Source organism: Synechococcus sp. CBW1107 (assembly GCF_015841355.1).
Lineage (GTDB): Bacteria > Cyanobacteriota > Cyanobacteriia > PCC-6307 > Cyanobiaceae > Regnicoccus_A.
The window spans coordinates 1,005,542-1,028,592 of sequence record NZ_CP064908.1 but is presented as its reverse complement, the minus strand read 5'-3'; the positions used below and the strand labels follow the sequence as shown (position 1 = coordinate 1,028,592).

General features: G+C 69.3%; 21 protein-coding genes and 1 tRNA gene. 8 read left to right on the top strand and 14 right to left on the bottom strand.

Annotated features, from left to right (window positions below; genetic code table 11):
* Positions 1-53: 53 nt before the first annotated feature.
* Positions 54-1,319, bottom strand: a complete 1,266-nt coding sequence (locus I1E95_RS05505; protein ID WP_197166149.1) for a CCA tRNA nucleotidyltransferase — start codon at positions 1,317-1,319, stop codon at positions 54-56.
* Between I1E95_RS05505 and I1E95_RS05500 the strand changes: the two genes are divergently transcribed.
* Genes I1E95_RS05500 through I1E95_RS05490 form a run of 3 tightly spaced genes read left to right on the top strand, consistent with a single transcriptional unit; the run spans position 1,318 to position 2,809 of the window.
* Positions 1,318-1,569 carry a Ycf34 family protein gene (locus I1E95_RS05500; RefSeq protein ID WP_197166148.1) on the top strand — a complete coding sequence of 84 codons (252 nt, stop codon included), beginning with the start codon at positions 1,318-1,320 and terminating at the stop codon, positions 1,567-1,569. The genes I1E95_RS05505 and I1E95_RS05500 overlap by 2 nt on opposite strands.
* Positions 1,566-2,225: a tRNA (adenosine(37)-N6)-threonylcarbamoyltransferase complex dimerization subunit type 1 TsaB gene (tsaB, locus tag I1E95_RS05495; protein ID WP_197166146.1), complete on the top strand. Its 660-nt coding sequence runs from the start codon at positions 1,566-1,568 to the stop codon at positions 2,223-2,225. Before I1E95_RS05500 ends, tsaB begins: the two co-directional genes overlap by 4 nt.
* Positions 2,225-2,809, top strand: coding sequence for a YdcF family protein (locus I1E95_RS05490; protein ID WP_197166139.1), 585 nt, complete (start codon positions 2,225-2,227; stop codon positions 2,807-2,809). The genes tsaB and I1E95_RS05490 overlap by 1 nt, the downstream gene beginning before the upstream one ends.
* On the opposite strand, the gene I1E95_RS05485 is transcribed toward I1E95_RS05490, so the two are convergent.
* The 5 genes from I1E95_RS05485 to rpaB are packed head-to-tail and all read right to left on the bottom strand — an operon-like array spanning position 2,724 to position 7,567.
* Positions 2,724-3,455 carry a 1-acyl-sn-glycerol-3-phosphate acyltransferase gene (locus I1E95_RS05485; RefSeq protein ID WP_197167147.1) on the bottom strand — a complete coding sequence of 244 codons (732 nt, stop codon included), beginning with the start codon at positions 3,453-3,455 and terminating at the stop codon, positions 2,724-2,726. The two genes, I1E95_RS05490 and I1E95_RS05485, sit on opposite strands and share 86 nt — an antisense overlap.
* A 35-nt stretch (positions 3,456-3,490) precedes the next feature.
* A complete protein-coding gene (fabD, locus tag I1E95_RS05480) occupies positions 3,491-4,390 on the bottom strand; it encodes an ACP S-malonyltransferase (RefSeq protein WP_197166138.1) in 900 nt (299 codons plus the stop codon).
* 28 nt (positions 4,391-4,418) lie between these two features.
* Positions 4,419-5,450 (bottom strand): beta-ketoacyl-ACP synthase III, encoded by a 1,032-nt coding sequence (locus I1E95_RS05475; RefSeq protein WP_197167145.1) that lies wholly within the window; start codon positions 5,448-5,450, stop codon positions 4,419-4,421.
* A gap of 52 nt (positions 5,451-5,502) precedes the next feature.
* Positions 5,503-6,840: a phosphate acyltransferase PlsX gene (gene plsX, locus I1E95_RS05470; RefSeq protein ID WP_197166137.1), complete on the bottom strand. Its 1,338-nt coding sequence runs from the start codon at positions 6,838-6,840 to the stop codon at positions 5,503-5,505.
* Positions 6,821-7,567: a response regulator transcription factor RpaB gene (gene rpaB / locus I1E95_RS05465; protein WP_197166136.1), complete on the bottom strand. Its 747-nt coding sequence runs from the start codon at positions 7,565-7,567 to the stop codon at positions 6,821-6,823. The genes plsX and rpaB overlap by 20 nt, the downstream gene beginning before the upstream one ends.
* A 91-nt stretch (positions 7,568-7,658) precedes the next feature.
* On the opposite strand from rpaB, the gene radA reads away from it, so the two are divergent.
* Positions 7,659-9,086, top strand: a complete 1,428-nt coding sequence (gene radA / locus I1E95_RS05460) for a DNA repair protein RadA (RefSeq protein WP_197166135.1) — start codon at positions 7,659-7,661, stop codon at positions 9,084-9,086.
* Between the two features lie 4 nt (positions 9,087-9,090).
* On the opposite strand, the gene I1E95_RS05455 is transcribed toward radA, so the two are convergent.
* Entirely contained in the window at positions 9,091-9,612 is a 522-nt protein-coding gene (locus I1E95_RS05455; protein ID WP_197166134.1) for a photosystem I assembly protein Ycf3, read from the bottom strand.
* 167 nt (positions 9,613-9,779) lie between these two features.
* Between I1E95_RS05455 and I1E95_RS05450 the strand changes: the two genes are divergently transcribed.
* From I1E95_RS05450 to I1E95_RS05440, 3 genes are read left to right on the top strand one after another with little or no spacing between them, the layout of a single operon-like run.
* On the top strand, positions 9,780-12,098 hold the full coding sequence (locus I1E95_RS05450) for a cation-translocating P-type ATPase (RefSeq protein ID WP_197167143.1): 2,319 nt from the start codon (positions 9,780-9,782) through the stop codon (positions 12,096-12,098).
* On the top strand, positions 12,085-12,759 hold the full coding sequence (gene tmk / locus I1E95_RS05445; protein WP_197166132.1) for a dTMP kinase: 675 nt from the start codon (positions 12,085-12,087) through the stop codon (positions 12,757-12,759). The genes I1E95_RS05450 and tmk overlap by 14 nt, the downstream gene beginning before the upstream one ends.
* Complete coding sequence (locus I1E95_RS05440) at positions 12,752-13,720, top strand: DNA polymerase III subunit delta' (protein WP_197166130.1); 969 nt, start codon at positions 12,752-12,754, stop codon at positions 13,718-13,720. Before tmk ends, I1E95_RS05440 begins: the two co-directional genes overlap by 8 nt.
* Positions 13,721-13,727: 7 nt before the next feature.
* Here the strand turns inward: I1E95_RS05440 and I1E95_RS05435 are convergent, their stop codons facing one another.
* The 4 genes from I1E95_RS05435 to I1E95_RS05420 form a co-directional block, all read right to left on the bottom strand.
* Entirely contained in the window at positions 13,728-14,522 is a 795-nt protein-coding gene (locus I1E95_RS05435) for a response regulator transcription factor (RefSeq protein WP_197166128.1), read from the bottom strand.
* 347 nt (positions 14,523-14,869) lie between these two features.
* Positions 14,870-14,941: transfer RNA gene (locus I1E95_RS05430), tRNA-Asn, on the bottom strand.
* A gap of 16 nt (positions 14,942-14,957) precedes the next feature.
* Positions 14,958-15,692 carry an ABC transporter ATP-binding protein gene (locus I1E95_RS05425; protein WP_197166126.1) on the bottom strand — a complete coding sequence of 245 codons (735 nt, stop codon included), beginning with the start codon at positions 15,690-15,692 and terminating at the stop codon, positions 14,958-14,960.
* Positions 15,692-15,955, bottom strand: coding sequence for a hypothetical protein (locus I1E95_RS05420; protein ID WP_197166124.1), 264 nt, complete (start codon positions 15,953-15,955; stop codon positions 15,692-15,694). Before I1E95_RS05420 ends, I1E95_RS05425 begins: the two co-directional genes overlap by 1 nt.
* A 176-nt stretch (positions 15,956-16,131) precedes the next feature.
* Here I1E95_RS05420 and psbD point away from each other — a divergent pair, with 176 nt between their 5' ends.
* Complete coding sequence (gene psbD, locus I1E95_RS05415) at positions 16,132-17,190, top strand: photosystem II D2 protein (photosystem q(a) protein) (RefSeq protein WP_197166122.1); 1,059 nt, start codon at positions 16,132-16,134, stop codon at positions 17,188-17,190.
* 421 nt (positions 17,191-17,611) lie between these two features.
* Here psbD and I1E95_RS05410 read toward each other — a convergent pair whose 3' ends face one another.
* From I1E95_RS05410 to I1E95_RS05400, 3 genes are read right to left on the bottom strand one after another with little or no spacing between them, the layout of a single operon-like run.
* Positions 17,612-19,324 (bottom strand): DUF2079 domain-containing protein, encoded by a 1,713-nt coding sequence (locus I1E95_RS05410; RefSeq protein WP_231594883.1) that lies wholly within the window; start codon positions 19,322-19,324, stop codon positions 17,612-17,614.
* Complete coding sequence (locus tag I1E95_RS05405; protein WP_197166120.1) at positions 19,230-20,882, bottom strand: glycosyltransferase family 39 protein; 1,653 nt, start codon at positions 20,880-20,882, stop codon at positions 19,230-19,232. Before I1E95_RS05405 ends, I1E95_RS05410 begins: the two co-directional genes overlap by 95 nt.
* A complete protein-coding gene (locus tag I1E95_RS05400; protein ID WP_231594882.1) occupies positions 20,879-22,912 on the bottom strand; it encodes a glycosyltransferase family 39 protein in 2,034 nt (677 codons plus the stop codon). Before I1E95_RS05400 ends, I1E95_RS05405 begins: the two co-directional genes overlap by 4 nt.
* Positions 22,913-23,051: the final 139 nt, after the last annotated feature.

Here is a 23,051-nt window from a genome sequence, read left to right as displayed (position 1 = left end):
TGCTTACGGGCAGTGTCAGGCTGTGGATGGATGCCTTTTCATCCTCAAGTAAATCATGCCGTGGTTCGCTCCATCCAGAGACGGGCCGCGTGCAGGGCCTCCTCCCGGCCCTGGATCCGGCCATAGGCGGCTTCAAGCGTGAGATGGGCGAGCAGGTCCCCCAGCCGTCGGGACGGGCTCAGCCCCAGGTGCTCCTGAAGAGTGCTGCCATCGACCGGTGGACGGGGGTGAAACAACGGATCCTGGTGATTACGCCAGTGCGCTAACCAGTCCTTCGCCAGGTTGGCTGGAAAAAACAGCAGCAGGGCCGGAAGATCCGACTCCAGCTGCTGATGCAGCCTCAGGCGCTCCCCTTCATCCAGGCGCTGCAGGCCGGAGGCGGCGCCCTCGGCGCCCTCCAGCAGCCGCAGCAGCCAGTGGCGCAAGAGGCCGCAGCGCTGCTGCAACTGGCGACTGCTGCGTAATCGCTCCAGAGCCGGCGCATCGAGCACCCGCGCCAGCCGGGCCAGGGGCACGGCCCGGGCCGCTTCCTCGGGGGTCAGCCCCAGCTCCGGAGCCACTCCCTGTCCCCAGAGCGGCTCCCGGCCGATTGAACGCCAGGGATCGAGCAGGCCATAGCTCAGAGCCTCCTCCAGGCCCGTCCCCCCGGCGGGGGCCTGCGCCAGCTTCTCCAGTTCCTGCAGCACGCGCTCCGGCGCCACCTGGCTGATCCGGCCGTGGTGGCGCTCGATCCAGCCACGGGTCTGGGGCTCCAGCCGGAAGCCCAGCTCGGCGGCCAGGCGTATCCCCCGCAGCATGCGCAGCGGATCGTTGAGCAGGTTGGCTTCCCGCACCGCCACCAGCTCTCCCCTGACGAGATCCTCCAGGCCACCGGTGGGATCCAGCAGCTCGGACGCTGGAACCAGCGGCATGGCCAGAGCATTCAGCCTGAAGTCCCGCCTCCAGAGATCGCTCTCCAGATCGTCACCCGCCTGGCGGGCCAGGTCCAGGCTCCACCCGCGCAGCACCAGCCGGGCGATGGAGCGCTTGGCATCGAGAATCACCACGCTGCCGCCGTGGCGGCGGCTCAGGCTGTTGCAGAGGCTGATGGCGTCACCGGGCACCACCAGGTCCAGGTCGGGCTGAGGACCCAGGCGCCCCAGCAGTCCATCGCGCACGGCGCCCCCCACCAGGGCTGTGCCCCTCGGGAAGGACTCCGGGGGCAGGGGCCAGCTGCCGAGGCCCAGGACCTGGCGCAGGACAGCGGTGGCGGCAACCCTGCGTCCCTCAGGGGCGCACGCCCACCTCAGAATGGGGGGAGAGAAGAGCTCCGGCGGCATGTGCATCTGCGTCGACTGCCACTGGGTGGAGCGCTGTCAGGCCTATCACGCGGTGGAGGGGCAGCACGGTGTGGAGCACCTCAGCATGGAGCCGGATCTCTGTCCCGAGTCTCCCCGCATTCATGTGCAGGTGATCAGCCTGGAGGGCGATCAGGTGGGGGTGGAGTGGGACGTGAGGGCTTGCGGCAGTTTCCAGCCCGACCCTGGCCGCTGGAGCCGCTTGCGCCCAGGAGAGATGGTGCCGGCATGAGCGCTGCCACCCCGCCCTGGTTGCTGGCACTGCACAGCACGAGCGAGGTTCTGGGGCTGGGACTCGCCCCTCTGGCGCCGTCGTCGCACCCTGCAGCGCAGGCCGAGCCAAGCTCCACCATCCGCAGTCATCCCCTGGGCCGGAGGCTCTCCAACGACCTGCTGGCCTGCGTCGAGGAGCTGCTGCCCGCCCACCGGTGGCACCAGCTGGCGCGTCTGGCCGTCGCCACGGGCCCGGGCGGATTCACCGGCACCCGGGTGACCGTGGTCTTCGCCCGCACCCTGGCCCAGCAGCTGGCGCTGCCCCTGGATGGATTCAGCAGCTTCCTGCTGATCGCTCACCGCCTGCGTCAGCGGGCCGAGGTGGACGATCAGCCCTTCTGGCTGTTGCAGGAGCTTCCCCGTCGAGGCATCGTGGCGGGTTGCTACGCCGTGGACGAGTGGGCTCTGGGGGGAATCGCCGAGCGGGAGGCTCCGCGCCTGTACGGACAGCTCAGCGATCTGCCGGCAGGCCCTCGCCTGGAGGCACGGGTCGATCCGGCCGCCGACGTGGACCAGTTGCTGCGCCTGAGCGGCCTGGCGGCGACGGCGGGATCGGCGGCTCCCTGGGCCGGCGTGCTTCCCCTGTATCCCACCAGCCCGGTGGGCCAGCCCTGATGCGACGGCTGCTGGTGCTGGCACTGCTGGCCGGCGCGCTGGTCGTGGTGGGCCGGGGGCTGCTGCTGCCCAGCCTCGGCCAGCCCCAGTTGATCCTGGTGCTGGGTGGCGATATCGAGCGGGAGAAGCTGGCCGGCCGGCTGGCTCACCGTGACGGGCTCCCCCTGCTGGTGAGTGGTGGCAGCAATCCGGAATACGCCCAGTGGCTGTTCAGCCAGGAGGGGCTCGATCGTCGCCAGTTCCGTCTGGACTACCGGGCCCGCGACACCCTGGGCAACTTCACCACGGTGGTGGATGACCTCCGGCGACTCGGCATCCACCATGTCCTGCTGGTCACCAGCAGCGATCACATGGACCGGGCCCTGCTGGTGGGACGGATCGTGGCCGGCAGCCGAGGGATTCATCTCACCCCGGTGGCCGTCCCCTGCGGAGACCGCTGCCTGCCGGAGGGACGACGCAAGGTCTGGGGCGATGGCCTGAGGGCTGCCGCCTGGGTGATCACCGGTCGGGATCTTCGCTCGTGGGCGGCAGGGCGGCTGGGGCCCGCCCTGGGGCCAGCAGGCCCTGATCCAGGAGCGCATTGATCTGCTCCTGACAGGCGGCGGTGGTGGCCAGCAGGTCGACGCGGCGACGGGAGGCGGGTGGCGGAATGATCTGGCCGATGCGGATGTGGATCGGCACCATCCTTGGTGTGCTCTGGCCTGTTCCGAGGGCCCGGTGGCTGTTGATGATCGCCACCGGCAGGAGAGGAACCCCTGCCCGTGACGCCAGCAGGGCGGCTCCTGGCTGCGGTTGATTCACGCGCCCGTCCGGCTGGCGGGTGCCGTCGATGAACACGCCGGTGGCCCAGCCCTCGAGCAGGCGGTCGGTGGCAATGCGGATGGCCTCCCTGTCGCTGGCACCACGGGAGACGGGATAGGCCCCGCAGGCCCGGATGATGGGCCCCAGCAGGGGCACCCGGAACAGTTCGGCCTTGGCCATGAAGGCCACAGGACGCCCCAGGGCGTGCCCCAGCAGGGGCGGGTCGAGATGGGACCCATGGTTCGCGACCACCACCAGGGCCCCATCCATGGGAACCCGGTCATTGCCGCTGGTGCGGCCCCTGAACAGCAGCCGGAACACCGGAAACACCAGCAGGTAGCTGATCAGGCGATAGGTGAGGCTCGGCCTGGGGGTGAGCAGGCCCGGGGGCTCAGTCCGGCGGCGGCGCAGGCGGCGGCGGGGAGGGATCGGCCCGCTGGCCGGGGGGGCCACGGTGCTGTCGCTCACAGGCCCAGGTCGGCGGCGCTGCCGATCTGGGCGGTGGTGACCCCGCTCAGGCTGCGTTTGATCAGACCACTGAGCACGTTGCCAGGGCCGATCTCCACCACGGTGTCGATCCCGTGGGCCGCCATCTGATCCATGGTTTCCCGCCAGCGCACCCCGCTGACCATCTGCCGGCGCAGGCGCTGCTTGAGCTCGGCTCCCTGGGTGGTGGGGGTTGGATCCGTGTTGCTCAGCACCGGGATCCTGGCGTGGCCGAAGGGGACCTCCTCCAGCAGGGCGGCGAAAGCGTCGGCCGCATCGGCCATGAACGGAGAGTGGAAGGCCCCGGAGACGGCCAGTGGGATGGCCCGCCTGCAGGAGAGCTGGGAGGCCAGGGTGGTCACGGCTTCCGGAAGGCCGGAGATCACCACCTGGGCCGCACTGTTGTCGTTGGCGATCACCACGCCTTCGCTGGCCTCCACCAGGGCCTCCAGTTCTCTGCGATCGAAGCCCATCACCGCAGTCATCGCTCCGCCTCCGGCCGCGGCCATCAGCTCGCTGCGACGGCACATCAGCTCGAGGCCGGTCCTGAAGTCGAAGACTTCGGCGGCATAGAGGGCCACCAGTTCCCCGAGGCTGTGGCCGGCCACGAGATCGGCCAGGCGCCCCTGGGCCTTGAGGCCATCCACCAGCAGGCTTTCCAGCACGAACAGGGCAGGTTGGGTGTTGCGGGTGTCGCTCAGATCGGTCTGCTTCCCCTCCCCCTCGCACGTTTCCCCGGCACAGATCGCCAGCAGGTCGCTGCCCAGCAGATCGGAGGCGGCGGCGAAGCGTTCGCGGGCCTCCGGGAGCTCCAGCACACCACCGGCCATGCCGGTTTTCTGTGAGCCCTGGCCGGGAAACACCCAGGCAATCCCCATGGCGACAAGCGCTCGCACCGGCTGGAGACTACGGCGGTGCGGTTCGAGTGGGGTCGGCGGGCCCCCGGGAGACCTCAGGGCCACCCCAGCGCAGCAGTGCCGCACCCCAGCTGAGTCCGGCTCCGAAGCCGCTGCTGGCGATCAGATCGCCCGGGCGCACCCGGCCATCCCTGACCGCCTCATCCAGCATCAGCGGGATGGTGGCGGCGGAGGTGTTGCCGTAGCGGGCCAGGTTGCTGAGCACACGCTCATGCGGGATGGCGAAGCGGTCGGCCACTGCATCGAGGATGCGCTGATTGGCCTGGTGCAGCAACAGCCAGTCGAGCTGCTCCGATGAGGTGCCGGTGCTCTGCAGCAGATCCTGCAGCACCGCCGGGACCTCCCGGACGGCGAACTTGTAGACCTCCTGGCCATTCATGTGGATGGTCTCGAAGCCGCCTTTCTGGTTCGAATGACCCTCCAGCAGAGGAACGTGATCGTCGCGCTGGCGCAGGGAGAGGCAGTCGGCCCGGCGGCCATCGGAGTGCATCTTGAAGCCCAGCAGGCCGTTGCTCGACTCCTCGCAGGCTTCCACCGCCACGGCAGCGGCACCGTCACCGAAGAGCACGCAGGTGCTGCGGTCGTCCCAGTCGATCCAGCGGCTGAGCTGATCGGCACCGATCACCAGGGCCCGCCCCACCGTCCCTCCCCGGATGTACTGGCCGGCGGTGATCAGGGCAAAGAGAAAGCCGCTGCAGGCGGCGGTGAGATCGAAGGCCGCCGCCCGCCTGGCCCCGAGGGCCCCCTGCACCCTGGGGGCCGTGCCGAACAGATCATCGGGACTGGATGTGGCCAGCAGGATCAGGTCCAGATCCCCGGCGTCCCAGCCGGCCTGATCCAGGGCGGCCCGGGCGGCAGCGGTGGCCAGGCTGGTGAGGGTTTCACCGGGACCGGCGATCCGGCGGGCGCTGATGCCGGTGCGGCTGCGGATCCAGGCGTCGTTGGTGTCGACCCTGCGGCTGAGCTGCTCATTGCTGATGCTGACCAGCGGCAGAGAGCTGCCGCTGCCCACCAGGGCCATGCCTGCGCCCATCCGGCCGAGCGACACTCTCCCAGTCCTCAGTTGGGCTCAGTCAACCACAGGCCGTGACGGTGTCTTCCTGGGCGCTGAGCCGGTGCAGGTCGTCCATCACCCCATGGCTGGCGGCCAGGTGGGCGATGCGCAGGGCACTGACCACCGAGAGGGCCTTGCTGCTGCCATGGCCGATCACGCAGACGCCATTCACGCCCAGCAGCAGGGCACCCCCGTGCTCGGCATGGTCGAGGCGCTTCTTGATGCGGATCAGATTGCTGCGCAGGAAGGCCGAGCCCACCTTGCCGCGGCGGCCGCGGGGCAGTTCAGCCCGCAACACATCGAGCAGCACGCTGCCCACGGACTCGAGGAACTTGAGCAGCACGTTGCCGGTGTAGCCATCGCAGACGACCACATCGAAGGCGCCTGAGAGCACGTCGCGGCCTTCACAGTTGCCCTTGAATCGGATCCTCGGCTCAGCCGCCAGCAGCGGAAAGGCCTTGAGCGTGAGCTCGTTGCCCTTGCACTCCTCCTCGCCGATGTTGAGCAGACCGACGCTCGGCCGGGGCACACCAAGAACATCCCGGCTGTAGATGCTCCCCAGCAGGGCGAACTGGTGCAGATAGCCCGGTTTGCAGTCCATGTTGGCGCCCACGTCGAGCACCAGCACCTGCTGGGTTGGATCCTTGGTCGGGAAGAGGGCACCGATGGCAGGCCGGTCGATGCCCTTGAGACGCCCCAGACGGAAGATGGCCGAGGCCATCACGGCCCCTGAGTTGCCAGCGGAATAGACCGCGGTGGCCTCACCCCGCTTCACCAGGTCCATGGCCAGGTTGATGCTGGCGTCGCGCTTGCGCCGCACCACCGTGGCCTCGTCGTCCATGCCCACGGACGGGCCACTGGGCACCAGCTCGATCAGACCCCGCTGGACCGCCTCCCGCAGCAGCTCACCCAGGCCCAGCTGGGGTACCACCGCTTCCACCGCCGCAGTTTCGGCCACGAAGCGGATGCGTACGGGCAGGATCTGCACCGCCCTGAGGCAACCCTCCAGGATCGGTCCGGGAGCGTGGTCACCGCCCATGCCGTCGACGGCCACCCAGAGGCGCTCGCCCCGGTTGATGGCCGCCAGTTCCTCCCCACCGCTCTGCTGCAGCCGGCGCAGGGGATCGATGACCAGCGGGTTGAGGACCGAGCCGGCCGTGGAGGCCATGCTGCCGGCCACGGATCCTGCTGCCGAGGCGGCTGCCGAGGCTGCGGTGCTGGCGGAGGAGGTGGCCGTGCCCACGAGCGAAGTGACCGCCGCATTGCGGCGGTACCAGATCACCAGACGGCGGATGGCCCGGCTTGGCTTGGCACGCCTGCCGGAGCGGGGATCGAGATCAGGTTCCTTCGGAGGCAACGGCTTCCACGATGCGCTGGAACAGGTATCCCGTGCCGCGTGCCGTGAGGATCAGCTCGGGATTGGCTGGATCATCCTCCAGCTTGGAGCGCAACCGGGAGATGTGGACATCCACCACCCGGGTGTCCACATGGCGTTCGGGTGTATAGCCCCAGACTTCCTTGAGGATTTCGCCGCGGCTGAAGGGTTCGCCCGAGCGGCTCACCAGCAGCTCCAGCAGGCTGAACTCCATGCCGGTGAGCCGGATGCGCTCCTCCCCCCGGTACACCTGACGCTTGTTGGTGTCGATGCGCAGCTCCCCCACCTGGATGACTCCGGAGTTGGGGATCCCCACCACCTGGTCCTTCTCCACCCGGCGCAGCACGCAGCGGATGCGGGCCTCGAGTTCCTTGGGGCTGAAGGGCTTGACGACGTAGTCATCGGCCCCCAGCTCCAGGCCGGTGATGCGGTCGGCCACATCGCCCAGGGCCGTGAGCATCACGATCGGCACATCCGATTCCTTGCGCAGCTCCTGGCAGACCCCGTAGCCATCGAGCTTGGGCATCATCACGTCGAGCACCACCAGATCCGGGTTCGACTGACGGAAGGCCTCGAGCGCCTCCACGCCGTCGGAGGCCGTGACGACCTGGTAGCCGATCATCGACAGGCGTGTGTCCAGGATCCGCCTGATGCTGGCTTCGTCGTCGACGACCAGGATGGTCTCCTTGGCTGAACTGGAAACCGTCATCGTGTCGCCGGCACGGTTACAAAATCTCCGCCTACTGAAAAGGCGCCAGCCCCCGCAAGTTCACCAAAGCCACCATTCGTCACAAACCTCCTTGGGACGTTCCACCCCTTTCTACGCCTGCCAGAGCTGTGGAGCTCAATCCCGGCAGTTCTTCGGTCGCTGTCCGGGGTGCGGCAGCTGGAACAGCCTGGTGGAGCAGAGCAATCCCGCCGCTGATGGCCGCCGTCGGCGCGCCGCACCGGCTCCCCCTGCGGATGGGGCCACCCCCCTGCCGCGGCGCTCCGAGCCGATTCAGGCCGTGGGCGAGCGCCCGCTGCGACGGCTCGCCACGGGCTTCCCTGAGCTGGATCGGGTCCTCGGCGGTGGCCTGGTGCCCGGATCGCTGGTCCTGGTGGGCGGGGATCCCGGCATCGGCAAGTCGACCCTGCTGCTGCAGAGCGCGCGGGCCCTGGCGGAGGCCTGCTCCGTGCTCTACGTGAGTGCCGAGGAATCGGCCCAGCAGGTCAAGCTGCGCTGGCGGCGCCTGGGCCCGGAGGCAGGAGCGGAGGGGACGGGCGACCAGGCCGGCCTGCAGTTGCTGGCCGAAACCGACCTGGAGCTGGTGCTCCAGGAGCTGGAGGCGCTGCGTCCGGCTGTGGCCATCATCGACAGCATCCAGGCCCTCCATGACGCCGAGCTGAGCAGCGCCCCGGGCTCGGTCTCCCAGGTCAGGGATTGCGCCGCAGCCCTGCAGCGGCTGGCCAAGCGCCAGGACACGGCCCTGCTGCTGGTGGGCCATGTGACCAAGGAGGGGATGCTGGCGGGGCCGAAGGTGCTCGAGCATCTGGTGGATGCCGTGCTCACCTTCGAGGGTGACCGCTTTGCCAGCCACCGCCTGCTGAGGGCGGTCAAGAACCGCTTCGGGGCCACCCATGAACTGGGGGTGTTCGAGATGCGCGACCGGGGCCTGGCGGAGGTGACCAACCCCAGCGAGCTGTTCCTGGGGGGAGACGGACCCTGCGCCGGCACCGCCACGATCGTGGCCTGCGAGGGCACCCGGCCGCTGCTGGTGGATCTCCAGGCGCTGGTGAGCACCACCAGTTACGCCAGCCCGAGGCGAACCGCCACGGGGATCGGCATCAACCGTCTGCACCAGATCCTGGCGGTGCTGGAGAAGCACCTGGGCCTGCCCCTCTCCCGCTTCGATTGCTATCTGGCCGTGGCTGGGGGACTGGATGTGGAGGAGCCCGCCGCTGATCTGGGGGTGGCGGCTGCGGTGGTCGCCAGCTACCGCGACCTCACCCTGCCGGCCGGCACGGTGCTGGTGGGGGAGCTGGGGCTGGGGGGACAGATCCGCTCGGTGGGGCAGCTGGAGTTACGTCTGCAGGAGGCGGCTCGCCTCGGGTTCACCCGGGCCGTGGTGCCCCGCGGCAGCGGGCTGGCTCCGGTGGCGGCCGCTCTGGGGCTGGAGCTGCTGGAGGCCGGAGGGGTGGCTGAGGCCCTGGTGGCGGCCCTGGGGGCGGATCCCGCCGCCGACTGAGGCCTCAGAAATACACGTCGACGGAACCGCGGCCGCTGGTCTTGATCCAGTTCTGGGCTTCGATGTAGTTGTTGGGGGCCATCCGGATCGCCTTGGTCCAGTACTCGGCGGCCTGGGAGAAGCGTCGGTCCGCCTCGTCGGTGTCGCCCCGCTCCTCGGCCAGGGAGCCCAGGTGGTGGTGGATCACCGCCATGTTGTTCAGGGCCTGGGGCATGTGGCTGTTGAGCTCCAGCACCTGTTCGTAGGTCTCGATCGCCCGCTGGTGGTCGCCGTTGCTCGTGTACACCAGGGCCATGTTGTAGAGGATGAAGGCGCGATCCAGGGGGTCATCTTCCAGCTTGAGCGCCTCGTCGTAGTTCTCGAGCGCCTCGGCGTATTCACCATCGCCCTGGGCGCTCATGCCGTCGCGGTAGTAGGCGAAGGCCTCCTTGGCGCGGCGGTTGGTGGGCAGCACCTTGAGGATCAGGTCGGCCATCACCGTGAAGCTCTTGTCGATGAAGTTGTCGTTGCGTTGGCTGCGGGGCACGGCGCGGCTCGTGTGATCGGTGCTCCCATCCTGACGGGTGCCCGCCGCGCCAGGGAGCTTCCGCCACACTCCCTACCCTTGGGGCTGAGCACCGGCCCGTGACCCTGACCTCCCCCCTCCCAGCGCCCAGCGCACCCGTCGAGCCCGTGCTCCTGGATGTGGATGGCATGAAGTGCGGCGGCTGCGTGCGGGCGGTGGAGCGACGCCTTCTCGAGCAGCCCGGGGTCAGCCAGGCCAGCGTCAATCTGGTGACCCGCACCGCCTGGATCGGCCTGGATCCGGCCCGGAGCACCCCGTCTGACGATCCGGCGACAGCCTTGATCGCCAGCCTGCAGGCCCTGGGTTTCGAGGCTCACCGGCGCGATCAGACGGGCCCCGATCCCAGCCGCGCCGAGCGCGACCGGCAGCGTCGCTGGCGTCAGGAGTGGCGCCAGCTGATCGTGGCCCTCAGCCTGCTGCTGGTGTCGGTGCTCGGTCACCTGGCTCAGGGGGGCCACCTGCCGGCGGCCCTGATGGCCCTGCCCGGGGTGCCCAGGCTGGGGGATCTGGGCTTTCACGCCCTCGTGGCCAGCGTGGCCCTGCTCGGACCCGGGCGGGAAATCCTGGTGCGGGGCGCCCGCAACGCCTGGCAGCGGACCCCCAGCATGGACACCCTGGTGGGGCTGGGCATGGGCAGCGCCTACCTGGCCAGCCTGGTGGCCTATCTGCAGCCGGCGTCGGGCTGGCCCTGCTTCTTCAATGAGCCCGTGATGCTGCTGGGCTTCGTGCTGCTGGGCCGCTTCCTTGAAGAGCGTGCCCGCAACCGCACAGGCCAGGCCCTCGAGCAGCTGGCGCATCTGCAGCCCGACACGGCCCTGCTTCTCCTTGGCGATGGACCTCCCCGGGAGGTGCGCGTCGGCGGCCTTCGCCCAGGCGATCGGATCCGTCTGCTTCCCGGGGACCGCGTCCCCGTCGACGCTGAGGTGGTGGAGGGTCACTCCGCGGTGGATGTGTCCAGTCTCACGGGGGAGCCTCTCCCCCTGGACGCCGGGCCCGGCAACGAGCTGATGGCCGGAATGCTCAACCTGCAGGCACCCCTGGAGCTGGAGGTGCGGCGCACCGGGCCCGAATCCACCCTGGCCCGGATCATTGCCCTGGTGGAGCAGGCCCAGGCCCGCAAGGCGCCGATCCAGAGCCTGGCTGACCGGGTGGCCGGCCGCTTCAGCGTGGCCGTTCTGCTGCTGGCCCTGGCCACGTTCGTGTTCTGGTGGCAATGGGGCACCAGGCTCTGGCCGCAGGTGCTGATGGGGGCGGGCCACGGGGCCCATGTCGGCCACGGGGTCCTGGGGGCCACGGCCACCACACCCTTCTCCCTCGCGCTGCAGCTGGCGATTGCCGTGCTGGTGGTGGCCTGCCCCTGCGCCCTGGGCCTGGCCACCCCCACGGCGATCACGGTGGGATCGGGCCAGGCGGCCCGTTCCGGCCTGCTCTTCCGCGGCGGCGACGCGATCGAGATGGCGGCCCGACTCGACAGCGTGCTGTTCGACAAGACCGGAACCCTCACCCTTGGCCGGCCTCTGGTGGTGGCCGTCCTGCCCGCTGGCGGCGGCGACCCCGTCGGTGCGGCTGGGGATGCCCTGGTCCAAGTCGCCGCCAGCCTCGAGCAGCACACCCGCCACCCGCTGGCCCATGCCCTGCTGCAGGAGGCCCAGTGCCGCGGTCTGTCCCTGACCCAGGTGAGCGAGAGCCGTACCGAGGTGGGGTCCGGTGTGGAGGGCCGGCTGGAAGGGCTGGAAGGGCTGGCCCGGGTCGGACGCCCGGGCTGGCTGAGTGACCACGGTCTGACCCTCCCTGCCGATCTGGAACAGCAGCTGGACCATCTGGAGTCGGAGGGGGCCACGGTGCTGGCGGTGGCCGCCCCGGCGGCCGTGCTCGGCCTGGTGGCGGTTCAGGACCAGCCCCGCGCCGATGCGGCCCAGGCCCTTGCTGAGCTCGCGGAGATGGGCCTGAGGCTGGGGGTGCTGAGCGGAGATCGCCGCGAGCCCGTGTTGCAGCTGGGTGATCGCCTCGGCCTGCCCGCCGCTGGCCTGGCCTGGGAACTCGACCCCCAGCAGAAGCTGGAGCACATCCTGCGCTGGCGTCAGCAGGGGACCGTGGCGATGGTGGGTGATGGCATCAATGACGCTCCGGCCCTCGCAGCGGCTGATCTGGGCATCGCCGTGGGCACCGGCACCCAGATCGCGCAGGACACCGCTGATCTGGTGATCCTCGGCGACCGGCTGGAGTCGTTGGTGGAGGCCCTCCGGCTGGCTCGTCGCACCCTGGCCAAGGTGAAGCAGAACCTGTTCTGGGCCTTCGGCTACAACCTGATCGTGCTGCCGATCGCCGCTGGGGCCCTGCTGCCGGGCTTCGGCCTGCTGCTCTCCCCCCCGCTGGCCGCTCTCCTGATGGCGGTCAGTTCGATCACCGTGGTCGTCAACGCGTTGCTGCTCCATGGCCGTGCCTGAGCACCCGCGAGGCCGTTTCCTGGTGCTGGAGGGCATCGATGGCTCGGGCAAGTCGAGCCAGCTCGAACGCCTCGCTCTCTGGCTTCCCCTCAGCGGCCTGATGCCGGCCGGTGCCTGCCTGGTGAGCAGCCGTGAGCCCGGCGGAACCCCGCTCGGTCGTGGTCTGCGGCAGCTGCTGCTGCATCCCCCGGAGGAGGCGGCGCCGGTGGCCACCGCCGAGCTCCTGCTCTACGCCGCCGATCGCGCCCAGCATGTGCAGAGCCTGATCGAGCCGGCCCTGGCGGCTGGTCACTGGGTGCTCAGCGATCGCTTCGCCGGCTCCACGGCCGCCTACCAGGGACACGGCCGGGGGCTGTCCCTCGAGCTGATCGACCAGCTGGAGGCCATGGCCACCGACGGCCTGGAGCCCGACCTCACCCTCTGGCTCGATCTTCCCCTGACCCTTTCCGCCCAGCGTCGTGGGCATCGAGGCGCTGATCGGATCGAGGCGGCTGGCCTTCCGTTTCTGGAACGGGTGTCGGCCGGTTTTGCCCGGTTGGCGGCGGAGAGGGGCTGGAGCCGGGTGGATGCCGCCGGATCGCCCGCTGAGGTGGAAGCGGCCCTGCGCGCGGCGCTGCTGGAGCGCTTCCCCCGGGTTTGGCCAGGCGATCCCGATGGCTGATCTCTTTGCTGATCTGATCGGCCAGCCCACAGCGGTGGCGCTGATGCGCTCGGCCCTGGAGCGGCGGCGCCTTGCCGCGGCCTACCTGCTCTCCGGACCTGAGGGAGTGGGGCGGCGCCTGGGGGGGCTGCGCTTCCTGGAGGGGATTCTGGCTGGACCCGCAGGCGCCCCGGCCGTGCGACGGCGCCTGAGCCAGGGCAATCATCCTGATCTGCTCTGGCTGGAGCCCACCTACTCCCACCAGGGACGGCTCGTGCCGGTGAGCCAGGCGATGGCCGAGGGGGTGAGCAAACGGGGTCTGCCGCAGATCCGGCTGGAGCAGATCCGATCCGTCGGACCGTTTCTGGCGAGGCGGGCGGTGGCTGGTCCACGCCCGGTGGTGGTGATCGAGGCCGTGGAGCTGATGGCGGAGGGGGCGGCCAGCGGGTTGCTCAAGACCCTGGAGGAGCCTGGGGCTGGGCTGTTGCTGCTGCTCAGCGCCGCGCCGGAGCGCCTGCTCAGCACGATCCGCTCCCGTTGCCAGCAGATTCCCTTCCGCCGCCTCGATCCCGTCGCGATGGCCGAGGTCATGGCGCGGCAGGCTGATGTCACCGAGGCTCAAGGCGCCCCAGGGGCCGATGAGCCTCCCGAACTGATCGAGCTGGCCGCCGGCGCCCCGGGGGCCCTGATGGAGCATCGCCGTCAGTGGCGAGGGTTGCCCAGCGGCCTGGCGGAACGGCTGGGGGCCCTGGCGGCCGATCCGCTCGAGGCCATGGCTCTGGCCCGCGACCTGAGTGAAACGCTCGATCTGGATCAGCAGTTGTGGCTGCTGAACTGGTGGCAGCTGCGTCTCTGGCGCAGGGAGCCGCTGCTGGAGACACAGCAGCGGCTGGAGCGGTTGCGGGGCCAGTTGCGGGGATTCGTGCAACCGCGCCTGGCCTGGGAAGTGGCTCTGCTGGAGCTGAGTGGAGTGATCAGCTGAGCTGGGCTCAGGCGCTCTCGAGGGCGTGGGGGGCTGCGGCCAGCTGCTCCTCCTCCCGTTGGCTGCGCATCAGGGCCTCCTGCTGGGCGAGCTTGGCTCCGGTGGGCAGCTCCAGGCAGTAACCGGCTCCATAGACCGTTTTGATGAAGCGAGGTTTGCGCGGATCGGGTTCCAGCTTGGTGCGCAGGTGGCGCACGTGCACCCGGATGGTCTCGATGTCGTCGTCCGGTTCGTAGCCCCAGACTTCCTTGAGGATCAACGAGGGCGCCACGGTCTGGCCATGGCGCTGCAGGAGGCAGTGGAGCAGCTCGAACTCCAGGTGGGTCAGGCGCACCGGCTCGTCGAACCAGATCGCCTCAAACCGCTCCGGCACCAGCGTGAGGGGGCCATAGCTGAGAATTTCGCTGTGCTTGGTGGAGAGTGGGGCCCGGTCGCTGCGGCGCAGCAGAGCTTTCACCCGCACCATCAGCTCCTCGAGATCGAAGGGTTTGGTGAGGTAGTCGTCGGCGCCGGAGTTGAATCCGCTCACCTTGTCCTTGGTGCCGCCCAGGGCTGTGATCATCAGAATCGGGATGCTGGCGGTGCGCTCATCCCGGCGCAGCCGCTGGCAGAGAGTCAGACCATCGACCTTCGGGAGCATCAGATCGAGCAGGATCAGATCCGGGTTGGCCTGCAGGGCGAGGGCCTGACCCTTGATCCCGTCATCGGCGGTCTCCACCACGAAGCCACCGTGCTCGAAATGGCCCGCCACCAGCTCGCGCATGTCCTCGTCGTCCTCGATCAGCAGGATGCAGGGTTTCATGGCAGGTGCTGGAGGACACGTGACGGCTGGCGGAAAATGGCCGGCATCAACAAGTGAGTCCATATTTTCTCCTGATCCGCCGCTTCAGCGCGTTTCGGCAGGCCGCTGCGGCGGCTGGCTCGGAGGGACGAAAGACTGTTCTGACAAGGAATCTGCCCCGACAAGCCCGGAGCTGTCTGAATTGAATCTATAGATTTTCTACCGGCTCAGGCCTTGCCAGCGCCGTCCCGCTGTGACAACACAGTGCCCTCCACCGGCTCCCTGGAGACGTTGGACTCTGTCCAGACAGCACAAGAAGACCAGTGTGACCGGGGCCATCGTTCAGAACGCGGCACTCTGGTGATGAACTCCCCGGGCAGGATTCGAACCTGCGACCAATCGGTTAACAGCCGACCGCTCTACCACTGAGCTACCGAGGAACGGGCTCAGGTGAACCTACCCGTCGGCCCTGCCGCCCGGCAAGGGGGGACGTCGGCTCCCGATGCGCTGCCGCAGGGCTGGGCCCTTCCCCCAGGATCCGATCCGGCCCCGTTCCATCTCGGCGGCACCATCGCAATGGTCGAGCTCCTCGAGCCGATGGGTGATCCACAGGGCCGTCAGCGGCCGCTCGCGCCGGTGGCAGAGCCGCTCGATCAGGTCCAGCACCTCCTGCTGACTCTCAGGGTCGAGCAGGGCTGTGGGTTCATCGAGCAGCAGCAGGCCCGCATCTCCTGCAAGGGCGCCAGCGATCGCCAGTCGTTGTTTCTGACCGCCACTGAGGGTGTGAATCGGCCGCCCTTCGAACCCACCCAGCCCCACCTGGGCGAGGGCTGCGGACACCCGCGCCTGCCGCTCCGCGGCCGGCCGACCCTGCACAAGGCCGAGCTGCAGATCGGTGCCGCAGCTGGGCAGCAGCAACTGGTGATCAGGGTTCTGGAACACCAGGGCGGGCTTCAGTGTGAGTGCCACCCGGCCGGCACTGGGCTCGAGCAGGCCGGCGATCAGACGCAGCAGGGTGCTCTTGCCGCTGCCGTTGCCGCCCACCAGCATCCAGAGGCCTGGCCCGGGCAGGAGCAGGTCGCAATGATCGAGGGCGGCTCTCCCGTTGGGCCAGCCGAAACAGAGATCCTCCACCTCCAGGGCAGGAGACCGGGGCGAGACGGCATCGCTGGAGGGGTTGCCCCGGGACATCAACCGTCGACGCTGAAGCCTGGCCGCTTGCTGCCGCCGCCGACCGCCGACTTCTCATAGAGCTGAACGGCCAGCAGTTCGCCGCTCAGCAGGCTCACGCGCTTCTCTTCGGCTTTCTCGCAGTGGAGCTCGAGCACCCGGGGATGGCCGCTTTCCATGGCCGCCCGGATCTCGCTGTGGAGCGACTGGGCGTCGCTCAGCTCCTTGCGTTGCACCGAGATGGGCATGGGGCTGAGCTTGAGGACGAGCTCGACGACGTACACGTTGTGCGCTTGAAGACCAGGGCCACTCTGGCGAACGGCCTGCCGCGCCGCCGCTGGCCATGCCCCGGGCCTGCTGAGTGCAATTACTTATTTACTGGCGTGCTCGATCGGGCCGGCTCCCGACGCCTGCCGGTTTTCCGTAGGATAAATCGTGTAAAGCTTCATGAAGTACCCGCATGACGATCGCTGTAGGGCGCGCGCCTGCCGCACGGGGATGGTTCGACATCCTCGATGACTGGCTCAAGCGTGACCGCTTTGTTTTTGTCGGCTGGTCCGGCCTGCTGCTGTTCCCCACGGCCTACCTGGCCCTGGGCGGCTGGCTGACCGGCACCACCTTCGCCACCTCCTGGTACACCCACGGCATTGCCAGCAGCTACCTGGAGGGCTGCAACTTCCTCACCGCCGCGGTGAGCACCCCGGCTGATGCCATGGGGCACAGCCTGCTGCTGCTCTGGGGCCCGGAAGCCCAGGGTGACTTCGTGCGCTGGGTGCAGCTGGGCGGCCTCTGGCCGTTCGTCGCCCTGCACGGCGCCTTCGCGCTGATCGGCTTCATGCTGCGTCAGTTCGAGATCGCCCGTCTGGTGGGCATCCGTCCCTACAACGCCATCGCCTTCTCCGGTCCGATCGCGGTGTTCGTCAGTGTCTTCCTGATGTATCCGCTGGGCCAGAGCAGCTGGTTCTTCGCCCCCTCCTTCGGGGTGGCCGCCATCTTCCGCTTCCTGCTCTTCCTGCAGGGCTTCCACAACTGGACCCTGAACCCGTTCCACATGATGGGCGTGGCCGGCATCCTCGGTGGTGCTCTGCTCTGTGCCATCCACGGCGCCACGGTGGAGAACACCCTGTTCGAGGATTCCGAGCAGGCGAACACCTTCAAGGCGTTCGAGCCCACCCAGGAAGAGGAGACCTATTCGATGGTCACCGCCAACCGCTTCTGGAGCCAGATCTTCGGGATCGCCTTCTCCAACAAGCGCTGGCTGCACTTCTTCATGCTGTTCGTGCCGGTGATGGGTCTGTGGACCAGCAGCATCGGCATCATCGGCCTGGCCCTCAACCTGCGTGCCTACGACTTCGTGTCGCAGGAGATCCGCGCCGCTGAGGACCCCGAATTCGAGACCTTCTACACGAAGAACATTCTTCTGAACGAGGGTCTGCGTGCCTGGATGGCACCGGCCGACCAGCCGCATGAAAACTTCGTCTTCCCTGAAGAGGTCCTGCCCCGCGGCAACGCCCTCTGATCGGCTGTCATCGTCCACACGGCGCCCTTCGGGGCGCTTTTTTGTGGCCAGGATTCTCCCTGTGCTGCCCGGCTCAAGGGCTCTCGCCTGGCCAGGCAACTCCCTTAGATTCGTCCTGTTCCGTCAGCAGTGTCGTGGAGCAGGCCGTCAGGCCCCGTGCCCGATGAGCCCGCTTCGAATGCGTCGCCGGCTGGCTTTATCCCCCCAAGGAGGAGGTGCCCGTGAGCCACAGTTCCATGACCCAGGGTCTGCTGATCGCGGAGAACGCCGGCTGATTTCGGCGCTTGTTTCCTGATCAATCGGTTCCGCGCCAGAGTGGACCCGGCGAACGCCCCCGTCACCTCGCTTCTGAGCCTGCTCAGGAACGCGGTTACGGGGGCATCGTTCTTGTTGCCCGGTTCCTGTTTGGAGCCCCGTTCCTTCAGTCGGGTCTGCGATCGAGCTGTCGCTGGATCGAGCCCATCAGCTCCTGGAGCTGGCGCCGCGCTGGCTGCACATCGGGCGCTTTCCGTTGCAGCAGCACCACCCCATCGGCGAAGGCCCTCACTCCGTAGGGCTCAGGCAGGGAGTTCAGGGCCTCGAGGCTGGTCTCCAGGGCTTCCCGATCGACGGGGAATGCCACCGCATAGCGGCGCAACCAATCGAAATCGATGGCGATCCAGTCGACGGCCCGGCGACTGCCCTGGCGGTCGCGGTAGATCACCCCGTTCGGGAAGCGGATCAGCACCGGTCTCTGGGCCAGGTGGGGGATCAGCGGCGTGGTGGCGGTCACGCTGGCGCCCTCGGGGATCGTTCTGAGCAGCGCCCGGGCGCTGGCCCCGTGGCTCCACTGACGCGGCGGTGAGCTGTAGACCCAGGGATCGATGCTGTCGGGAATCAGGAACGAGAGGCTGCGGTTGGGGTTGGCCAGCAGGGTGAACAGCAGCGAGAGCGTGATGCAGCCGATCCAGACCCGGCGCAGACGCCGATGGGCAAAGACCTGGGGATGGCGGCGCCACCACTCGATCGCCCCGGCGAACAGCCCAGGCACCACCAGCAGGGCGTAGCGGAGGTTGATCGAGAGGGGGTTGTTCGATCCCTGAGCCAGCAGCAGGCCCAGCAGGGGCATGCCCATCAGCAGCCAGCTGTCGAGGCTGATCAGCGGCACCAGCATCAGGGGCAGACCCTGCGCCAGCAGGTAACGCAGAGTCTCTCCTGGCGGCCAGATCAGCTCCCGCAGTATCACCAACGGCTGCCTGAGAGCCTTGTGCAGCACCTCCAGGCTGCTGGCCTGCTCCGCGTCACCGATGTACTGGCCGAAGTTCTCCACCATGAAGCGGCGGGAGTTGTCGTCGCTGAACAGGGGCATCAGCACGTTGGTCACCAGCAACACCCAGCCCAGCCCCAGGGCGGCCAGAGCCAGGGCCAGGGGCCAGCGCTGACGCTGCCGCACCAGGATCCAGAGGCTGATCCCCACCAGCAGAACGCCGGTGTCCTCGCGGATCATTGGCACCGCCACCGCCGTCAGCGCCAGCAACCACCAGAGGCGGCGCTGCAGCCCATACCAGAGCAGCAGCACGGCCAGGGGGAGCTGGCACAGATCGGTGAAGTTCCCCCAGGTGGGGCCGATCACCGCGTTGGCACCGAAGAAGCTGCAGGCCAGGAAGGCGGCCAGCCAGGGATCCTGCAATCGCTCGCGGGCGATTCGATGCAGAACCAGTCCGGCGGCGGTCATCAGGCCCACCTGCACAAGCGGCAGCGCCCAGATCCCCAGCAGCCCAACCAGGGGCACCCAGAGCAGCAGGGCTGGGGTGAAGTGCTGGCCCAGGCGGTGATAGCCCAGGGAGGGAGGTTCCCCGGCGTGGATGACATTGGTGGAGAGCTGGGAGGAGAGGGTGCTCTCGAAGGGATGGCCCTGCAATCCGCTCCAGATCGTTTGCAGAAAGATGCCCTGGTCGTAGGAGGCGGTGAGCACCTGCAGCCGCCACCACTGCAGCAGCAGCCCGATCAGCGCGAAGAGCACCGCCGCCACCAGCACGGCCCGCTGGGCCCGCCTCTGTTCAGGGGGTCTGGACGGCAGGAGCTTGGACTCCTCCTGAGCAGATCCAGCGTTGCCAGCTATCGCCACCGCGGGCCTCCAGGTCACAGATGGCATCCTGCAGCCGCAGGCGCCTGGGGTTGCCGGCCTCGAGCCTGCCGATGCCGTCGGAGGGGCGCAGCAGCACCCGGAAACGCTTCGGCCAGTGGTCGTCGGGGCTGTCAGGCAGCTTGAAGAGCTCCCGCTCGGCATACCAGCGCAGGCTGGGCCGCCGCCCCTGATTGCCGGGCATGTGGATCGGCAGCTCGGCCGCAGCGCCCCCATCCCTGGCGCTTCGGGCCAGCTCAGCGGCGGGCAGCACCGACCAGTGTTCGTTGAGTTCCCAGTTCCAGAGTGGGCTCAGTACAAACAACAGCAGCGAAGCGCTCCAACCAAGCAGCAACAGTGCCAACCCCAGCCGTCGTCGGCCTTGGGCTGGCCGGCTCAGGCTGATTCCCCCGAACAGCAGTCCCAGCCCCGCCGGCAGGGGCATCCAGCGCAGCGGCGATGGCGCCAGCAGGGATGCCAACACCAGCACCCCCCCCAGAACGGCCCAGAACCAGGGCAGCGGCCTCAGCAGGCCTCGGGGGCGGGGTGGCTCCATCAGGCGAGCCAGGACCGGCCCGCAGATCAGGCAGAACGGTGGCCAGAGCAGCAGGCTGTACCAGGGCAGCTGGGTCTTCATCGGCAGCACGGTGAGGGTGGCGGCCAGGGTCAGGCCCAGGCTCCAGCGGCCGGCCGGTTGCCGCCGTTCCCGCCAGGCCAGCCCCAGACCGATAGGCCAGAGGGGCAGCCAGGGCCACCCCCCCTCCAGCACCTCCAGCAGCGGCACGAGAGGACCGCCGTGGTGCTCCTCCACCGTGGTGGTGAAACGCAGCAGCCCCTGGCCGCCCCACATCAGCAGGGCCTCCGGGCCCCGTTGCAGCCCATGCCAGCCGTGCCAGGCCAGGCCCAATGACAGCCCGAGGCCCAGGCCCAGGCCCAGGCGCAGCCAGGCCCGCCGATCCAGATCATGATCGAGCCAGCGCAGCAGCAGCCCCGTGGTCAGCACCGGCAACAGCACCGGCGCCTTGAGCAGCAGCAGGGCACTGCCCCCTGCCCCAGCGATCAGGCCGCCCGAGAGGGCCGCCCGAGGCCGGGGCCCAGCCAGCAGCAGGCCCAGCCAGAGCAGGGCCATGGCCGTGAGCTGGGCCCCATCGAGCATGGCCAGCCGGCTGTGGCGGACCAGGGGCATCAGGGTGAGGGCAATGGCTGCCGCTGCTACGGCGGCCTGGGGCTGGCTGGGCCGCAGGCGCAGCTGAATCGCGCCGATCAGCGGCACCAGCAGGCTCGAAATCAGCGCCGGCGCCAGCCTGATCACCCACTCCGGGGGGAGGGCGGTGGCCTCGCCGCTGAGGGCGCGCCAGAGCTGGATCACGCCTGCGATCAGCCAGTGCAGTCCCGGAGGCTTGTTCAGATAGGTGGATCCCCAGAACGTCGGCAGCAGGCTGTCGGGCCAGGGCGCCTGGCTGGTCTCCAGGGCCACCCGAGCCACGATGCCCTCATCCCAGTCGCGCAGGGGCAGATTGCCCAGGCCGGCGAGGGCCAGCACCAGGGCCACGGCCCAGAGCCCGAGCAGCACGCGGCCCACCCTCATCGTTGGTCCTGCTTCATCTGGTCGGTCACTCTGCTGGTGGCCTGGGGAACCGAACGGAAGGCCCGCTGCAGGCTGAAGGGATTGGCCAGCAGGGCGCCGCTCACATCGGCAAGGGCGTCGAGCACCGGCTCCTGATGACCACGGGCCGCGGCGCTGGCCACGGCATGGGCGCGCCAGGGATTCCAGCCGGCCAGCAGCACCACACTGCGGTAGGCCGGCGGCCATGGGTTGCCCGGCTCCAGGGTCTGCAGGCGGGAGAACCAATGATCCGCCTGGTTCGGACGGTTGTGCAGGACCGCCAGAAGCGCCAGTGTCCAGAGCGCCTCACGATCACTGGCATCGGAGCGCAGGCGCTGCTCGGCCCAGTCGGTCACCCGACCCTGGTAGAGCCAGTGGCCATCGAGCTGGTGCTGGGGGCCGATGGCCTCAAACACCGGCGCCAGCCCGGCGGGACCCCGCTTCAGGCCGGAGGCCAGTTCGATGAAGCGGCGATCGAAGCGGGCCGTGGCGGCCACGGGCCGGCGGCGCGTCCACAGCTCCACAGGTTCGCCGTCGCTCCAGGGCCAGCGGCCCACCAACCGGAATCGGGGATCCTGGCGGATCTCCCTGGCCAGCTGCCGTGAGGCTTCCCGCCGCATGCCCGCCTCGCCGGTGGTGAGCAGGATCCACTCCGCCTGATCCAGCACCAGCTGCCGTTCTCTGGGCTGACGGCCGAGCTGCCTGGCCACGATCTGCCCTCCCCGGGCCCGACCGAACACCGTGGCGGTGTGCTCGTTGAGCTCGGGGGCATTGGGCAGCACCACCAGGGTGCAGGGCTGCTCACCCACCTGCTGACGCATGGCGTCCATGACCGCTGGAAGGGGTGAGCGGGGCTGCCAGCGGATCTCGCCGGCCTGGGCGGCCACGGCGCTGCCCGCACTGACCGCCAGCCCGGCGGACAGGGCCACCCAGCTGGCGCGCCCCTGGCCCTGCCGGCGAAGGACCCCTCCGAGCTGCCACCAGCCCCAGCACAGGAGCAGCACCAGGAGGGGCAGGACCGGAGTGATGTAGCGGGGGTCCTTGTTGGGGCTGAGGGTGGTGAACAGCCAGCCACTGAGGCTGCAGCCGATCAGCCAGGCCCAGCCCCGGCCGTCCTTGGCCTGACCCGTCTCAACGGCTGGCTGAGGTCGCGGGAACCCCCGACGGCGCCAGGCGGCGCCCAGGGCCAGCAGCGCGCCTGCCACGGCAGGCAGGCTGTTGACCAGTCCCAGCTGCCGGGGCCAGAGCCGGGGATACCAGAGGAGGCTGGCCAGGCTGAACGGCGGCGGGTCTCCCTCCTGGGCGGCCGACTCCAGCACGGCCCTGTTGGTGCCGCCGATGGTGGTGATCCAGTTGTGCTGCAGCCAGGGGAGCACCAGGGCGAGCACCAGCCCCAGGCCCCCCAGCGCCTGCCAGCGCCGCTGGGGGTGTCCCAGCCCCCGGAGCGCCGCCCACAGGGCTGGGGGGAGCAGCACCAGCAACGCGCTCTGCTTCACCAGCACGGCCGCCGCCAGCGCCAGCGCCGCTGCAGCGGCCTGTCCCCAGCTCCCCCCCCTGGGCTCAGGTGCCGCCCAGCGCCCCAGCAGCCAGAGGGCCAGCACGCTGGTGGCGGTGAGGGGCAGGTCGAGGGTGAAATCCAGCCGGAGGCTGACCAGGGCCGGTGTGGTGCTGGTCAGCGCCGCCGCCAGCAGGCCGAAACCGGGCGACACCAGCTGTCGTCCCCAGCCGGCCACGCTCACCAGCAGCAACCCCTGCCAGAGAGCCAGGGCGGCGCTGGCCTGATCGGGGCTGTCGCCAGCGAGGGCGATCACCGCGCCGTTCACCAGACTCGCCAGCGGCGGCACCTTGGGGGAGAGATCCAGCAGGTCCGGCCAGCCCTGCCAGCCCCCGCCCGGCAGCAGCCCCAGGGCCCGGCCGTGGTCCATCGCACTGTTGAGATAGTCGGCCTGGTCCCAGGCCGGCAGCCGCTGATCGAGATGCAGCCAGAGCCTGTCGGCCAGGCTGCCCGCCAACCACAGGGCCGCCAGAGCCAGCCACCACAGCCAGGGGCGTTGGGACCGTGCGTTCAGGGCCGTGGCGGCGGTTGGGACAAGTCTGGACCAGGCACCGTTCCCCCCAGCCGTTGTGCTTTCTGTCACATCTACCCGGGCC

What these genes read in the sequence shown, in the direction of transcription:
- I1E95_RS05500 (WP_197166148.1), top strand. Translation starts at nt 1,318, where the DNA reads ATGTGCATCTGCGTCGACTGCCACTGGGTGGAGCGCTGTCAGGCCTAT.
- I1E95_RS05505 (WP_197166149.1), bottom strand. Translation starts at nt 1,319, where the DNA reads ATGCCGCCGGAGCTCTTCTCTCCCCCCATTCTGAGGTGGGCGTGCGCC.
- I1E95_RS05425 (WP_197166126.1), bottom strand. Translation starts at nt 15,692, where the DNA reads ATGTCCCGGGGCAACCCCTCCAGCGATGCCGTCTCGCCCCGGTCTCCT.
- I1E95_RS05405 (WP_197166120.1), bottom strand. Translation starts at nt 20,882, where the DNA reads ATGAGGGTGGGCCGCGTGCTGCTCGGGCTCTGGGCCGTGGCCCTGGTG.
- I1E95_RS05475 (WP_197167145.1), bottom strand. Translation starts at nt 5,450, where the DNA reads ATGGCCCTGGTGGGCAGCGGCAGCTCTCTGCCGCTGGTCAGCATCAGC.
- fabD (WP_197166138.1), bottom strand. Translation starts at nt 4,390, where the DNA reads ATGGGGATTGCCTGGGTGTTTCCCGGCCAGGGCTCACAGAAAACCGGC.
- psbD (WP_197166122.1), top strand. Translation starts at nt 16,132, where the DNA reads ATGACGATCGCTGTAGGGCGCGCGCCTGCCGCACGGGGATGGTTCGAC.
- I1E95_RS05440 (WP_197166130.1), top strand. Translation starts at nt 12,752, where the DNA reads ATGGCTGATCTCTTTGCTGATCTGATCGGCCAGCCCACAGCGGTGGCG.
- I1E95_RS05410 (WP_231594883.1), bottom strand. Translation starts at nt 19,324, where the DNA reads ATGCCATCTGTGACCTGGAGGCCCGCGGTGGCGATAGCTGGCAACGCT.
- I1E95_RS05490 (WP_197166139.1), top strand. Translation starts at nt 2,225, where the DNA reads ATGCGACGGCTGCTGGTGCTGGCACTGCTGGCCGGCGCGCTGGTCGTG.
- tmk (WP_197166132.1), top strand. Translation starts at nt 12,085, where the DNA reads ATGGCCGTGCCTGAGCACCCGCGAGGCCGTTTCCTGGTGCTGGAGGGC.
- I1E95_RS05435 (WP_197166128.1), bottom strand. Translation starts at nt 14,522, where the DNA reads ATGAAACCCTGCATCCTGCTGATCGAGGACGACGAGGACATGCGCGAG.
- tsaB (WP_197166146.1), top strand. Translation starts at nt 1,566, where the DNA reads ATGAGCGCTGCCACCCCGCCCTGGTTGCTGGCACTGCACAGCACGAGC.
- I1E95_RS05450 (WP_197167143.1), top strand. Translation starts at nt 9,780, where the DNA reads ATGAAGTGCGGCGGCTGCGTGCGGGCGGTGGAGCGACGCCTTCTCGAG.
- rpaB (WP_197166136.1), bottom strand. Translation starts at nt 7,567, where the DNA reads ATGACGGTTTCCAGTTCAGCCAAGGAGACCATCCTGGTCGTCGACGAC.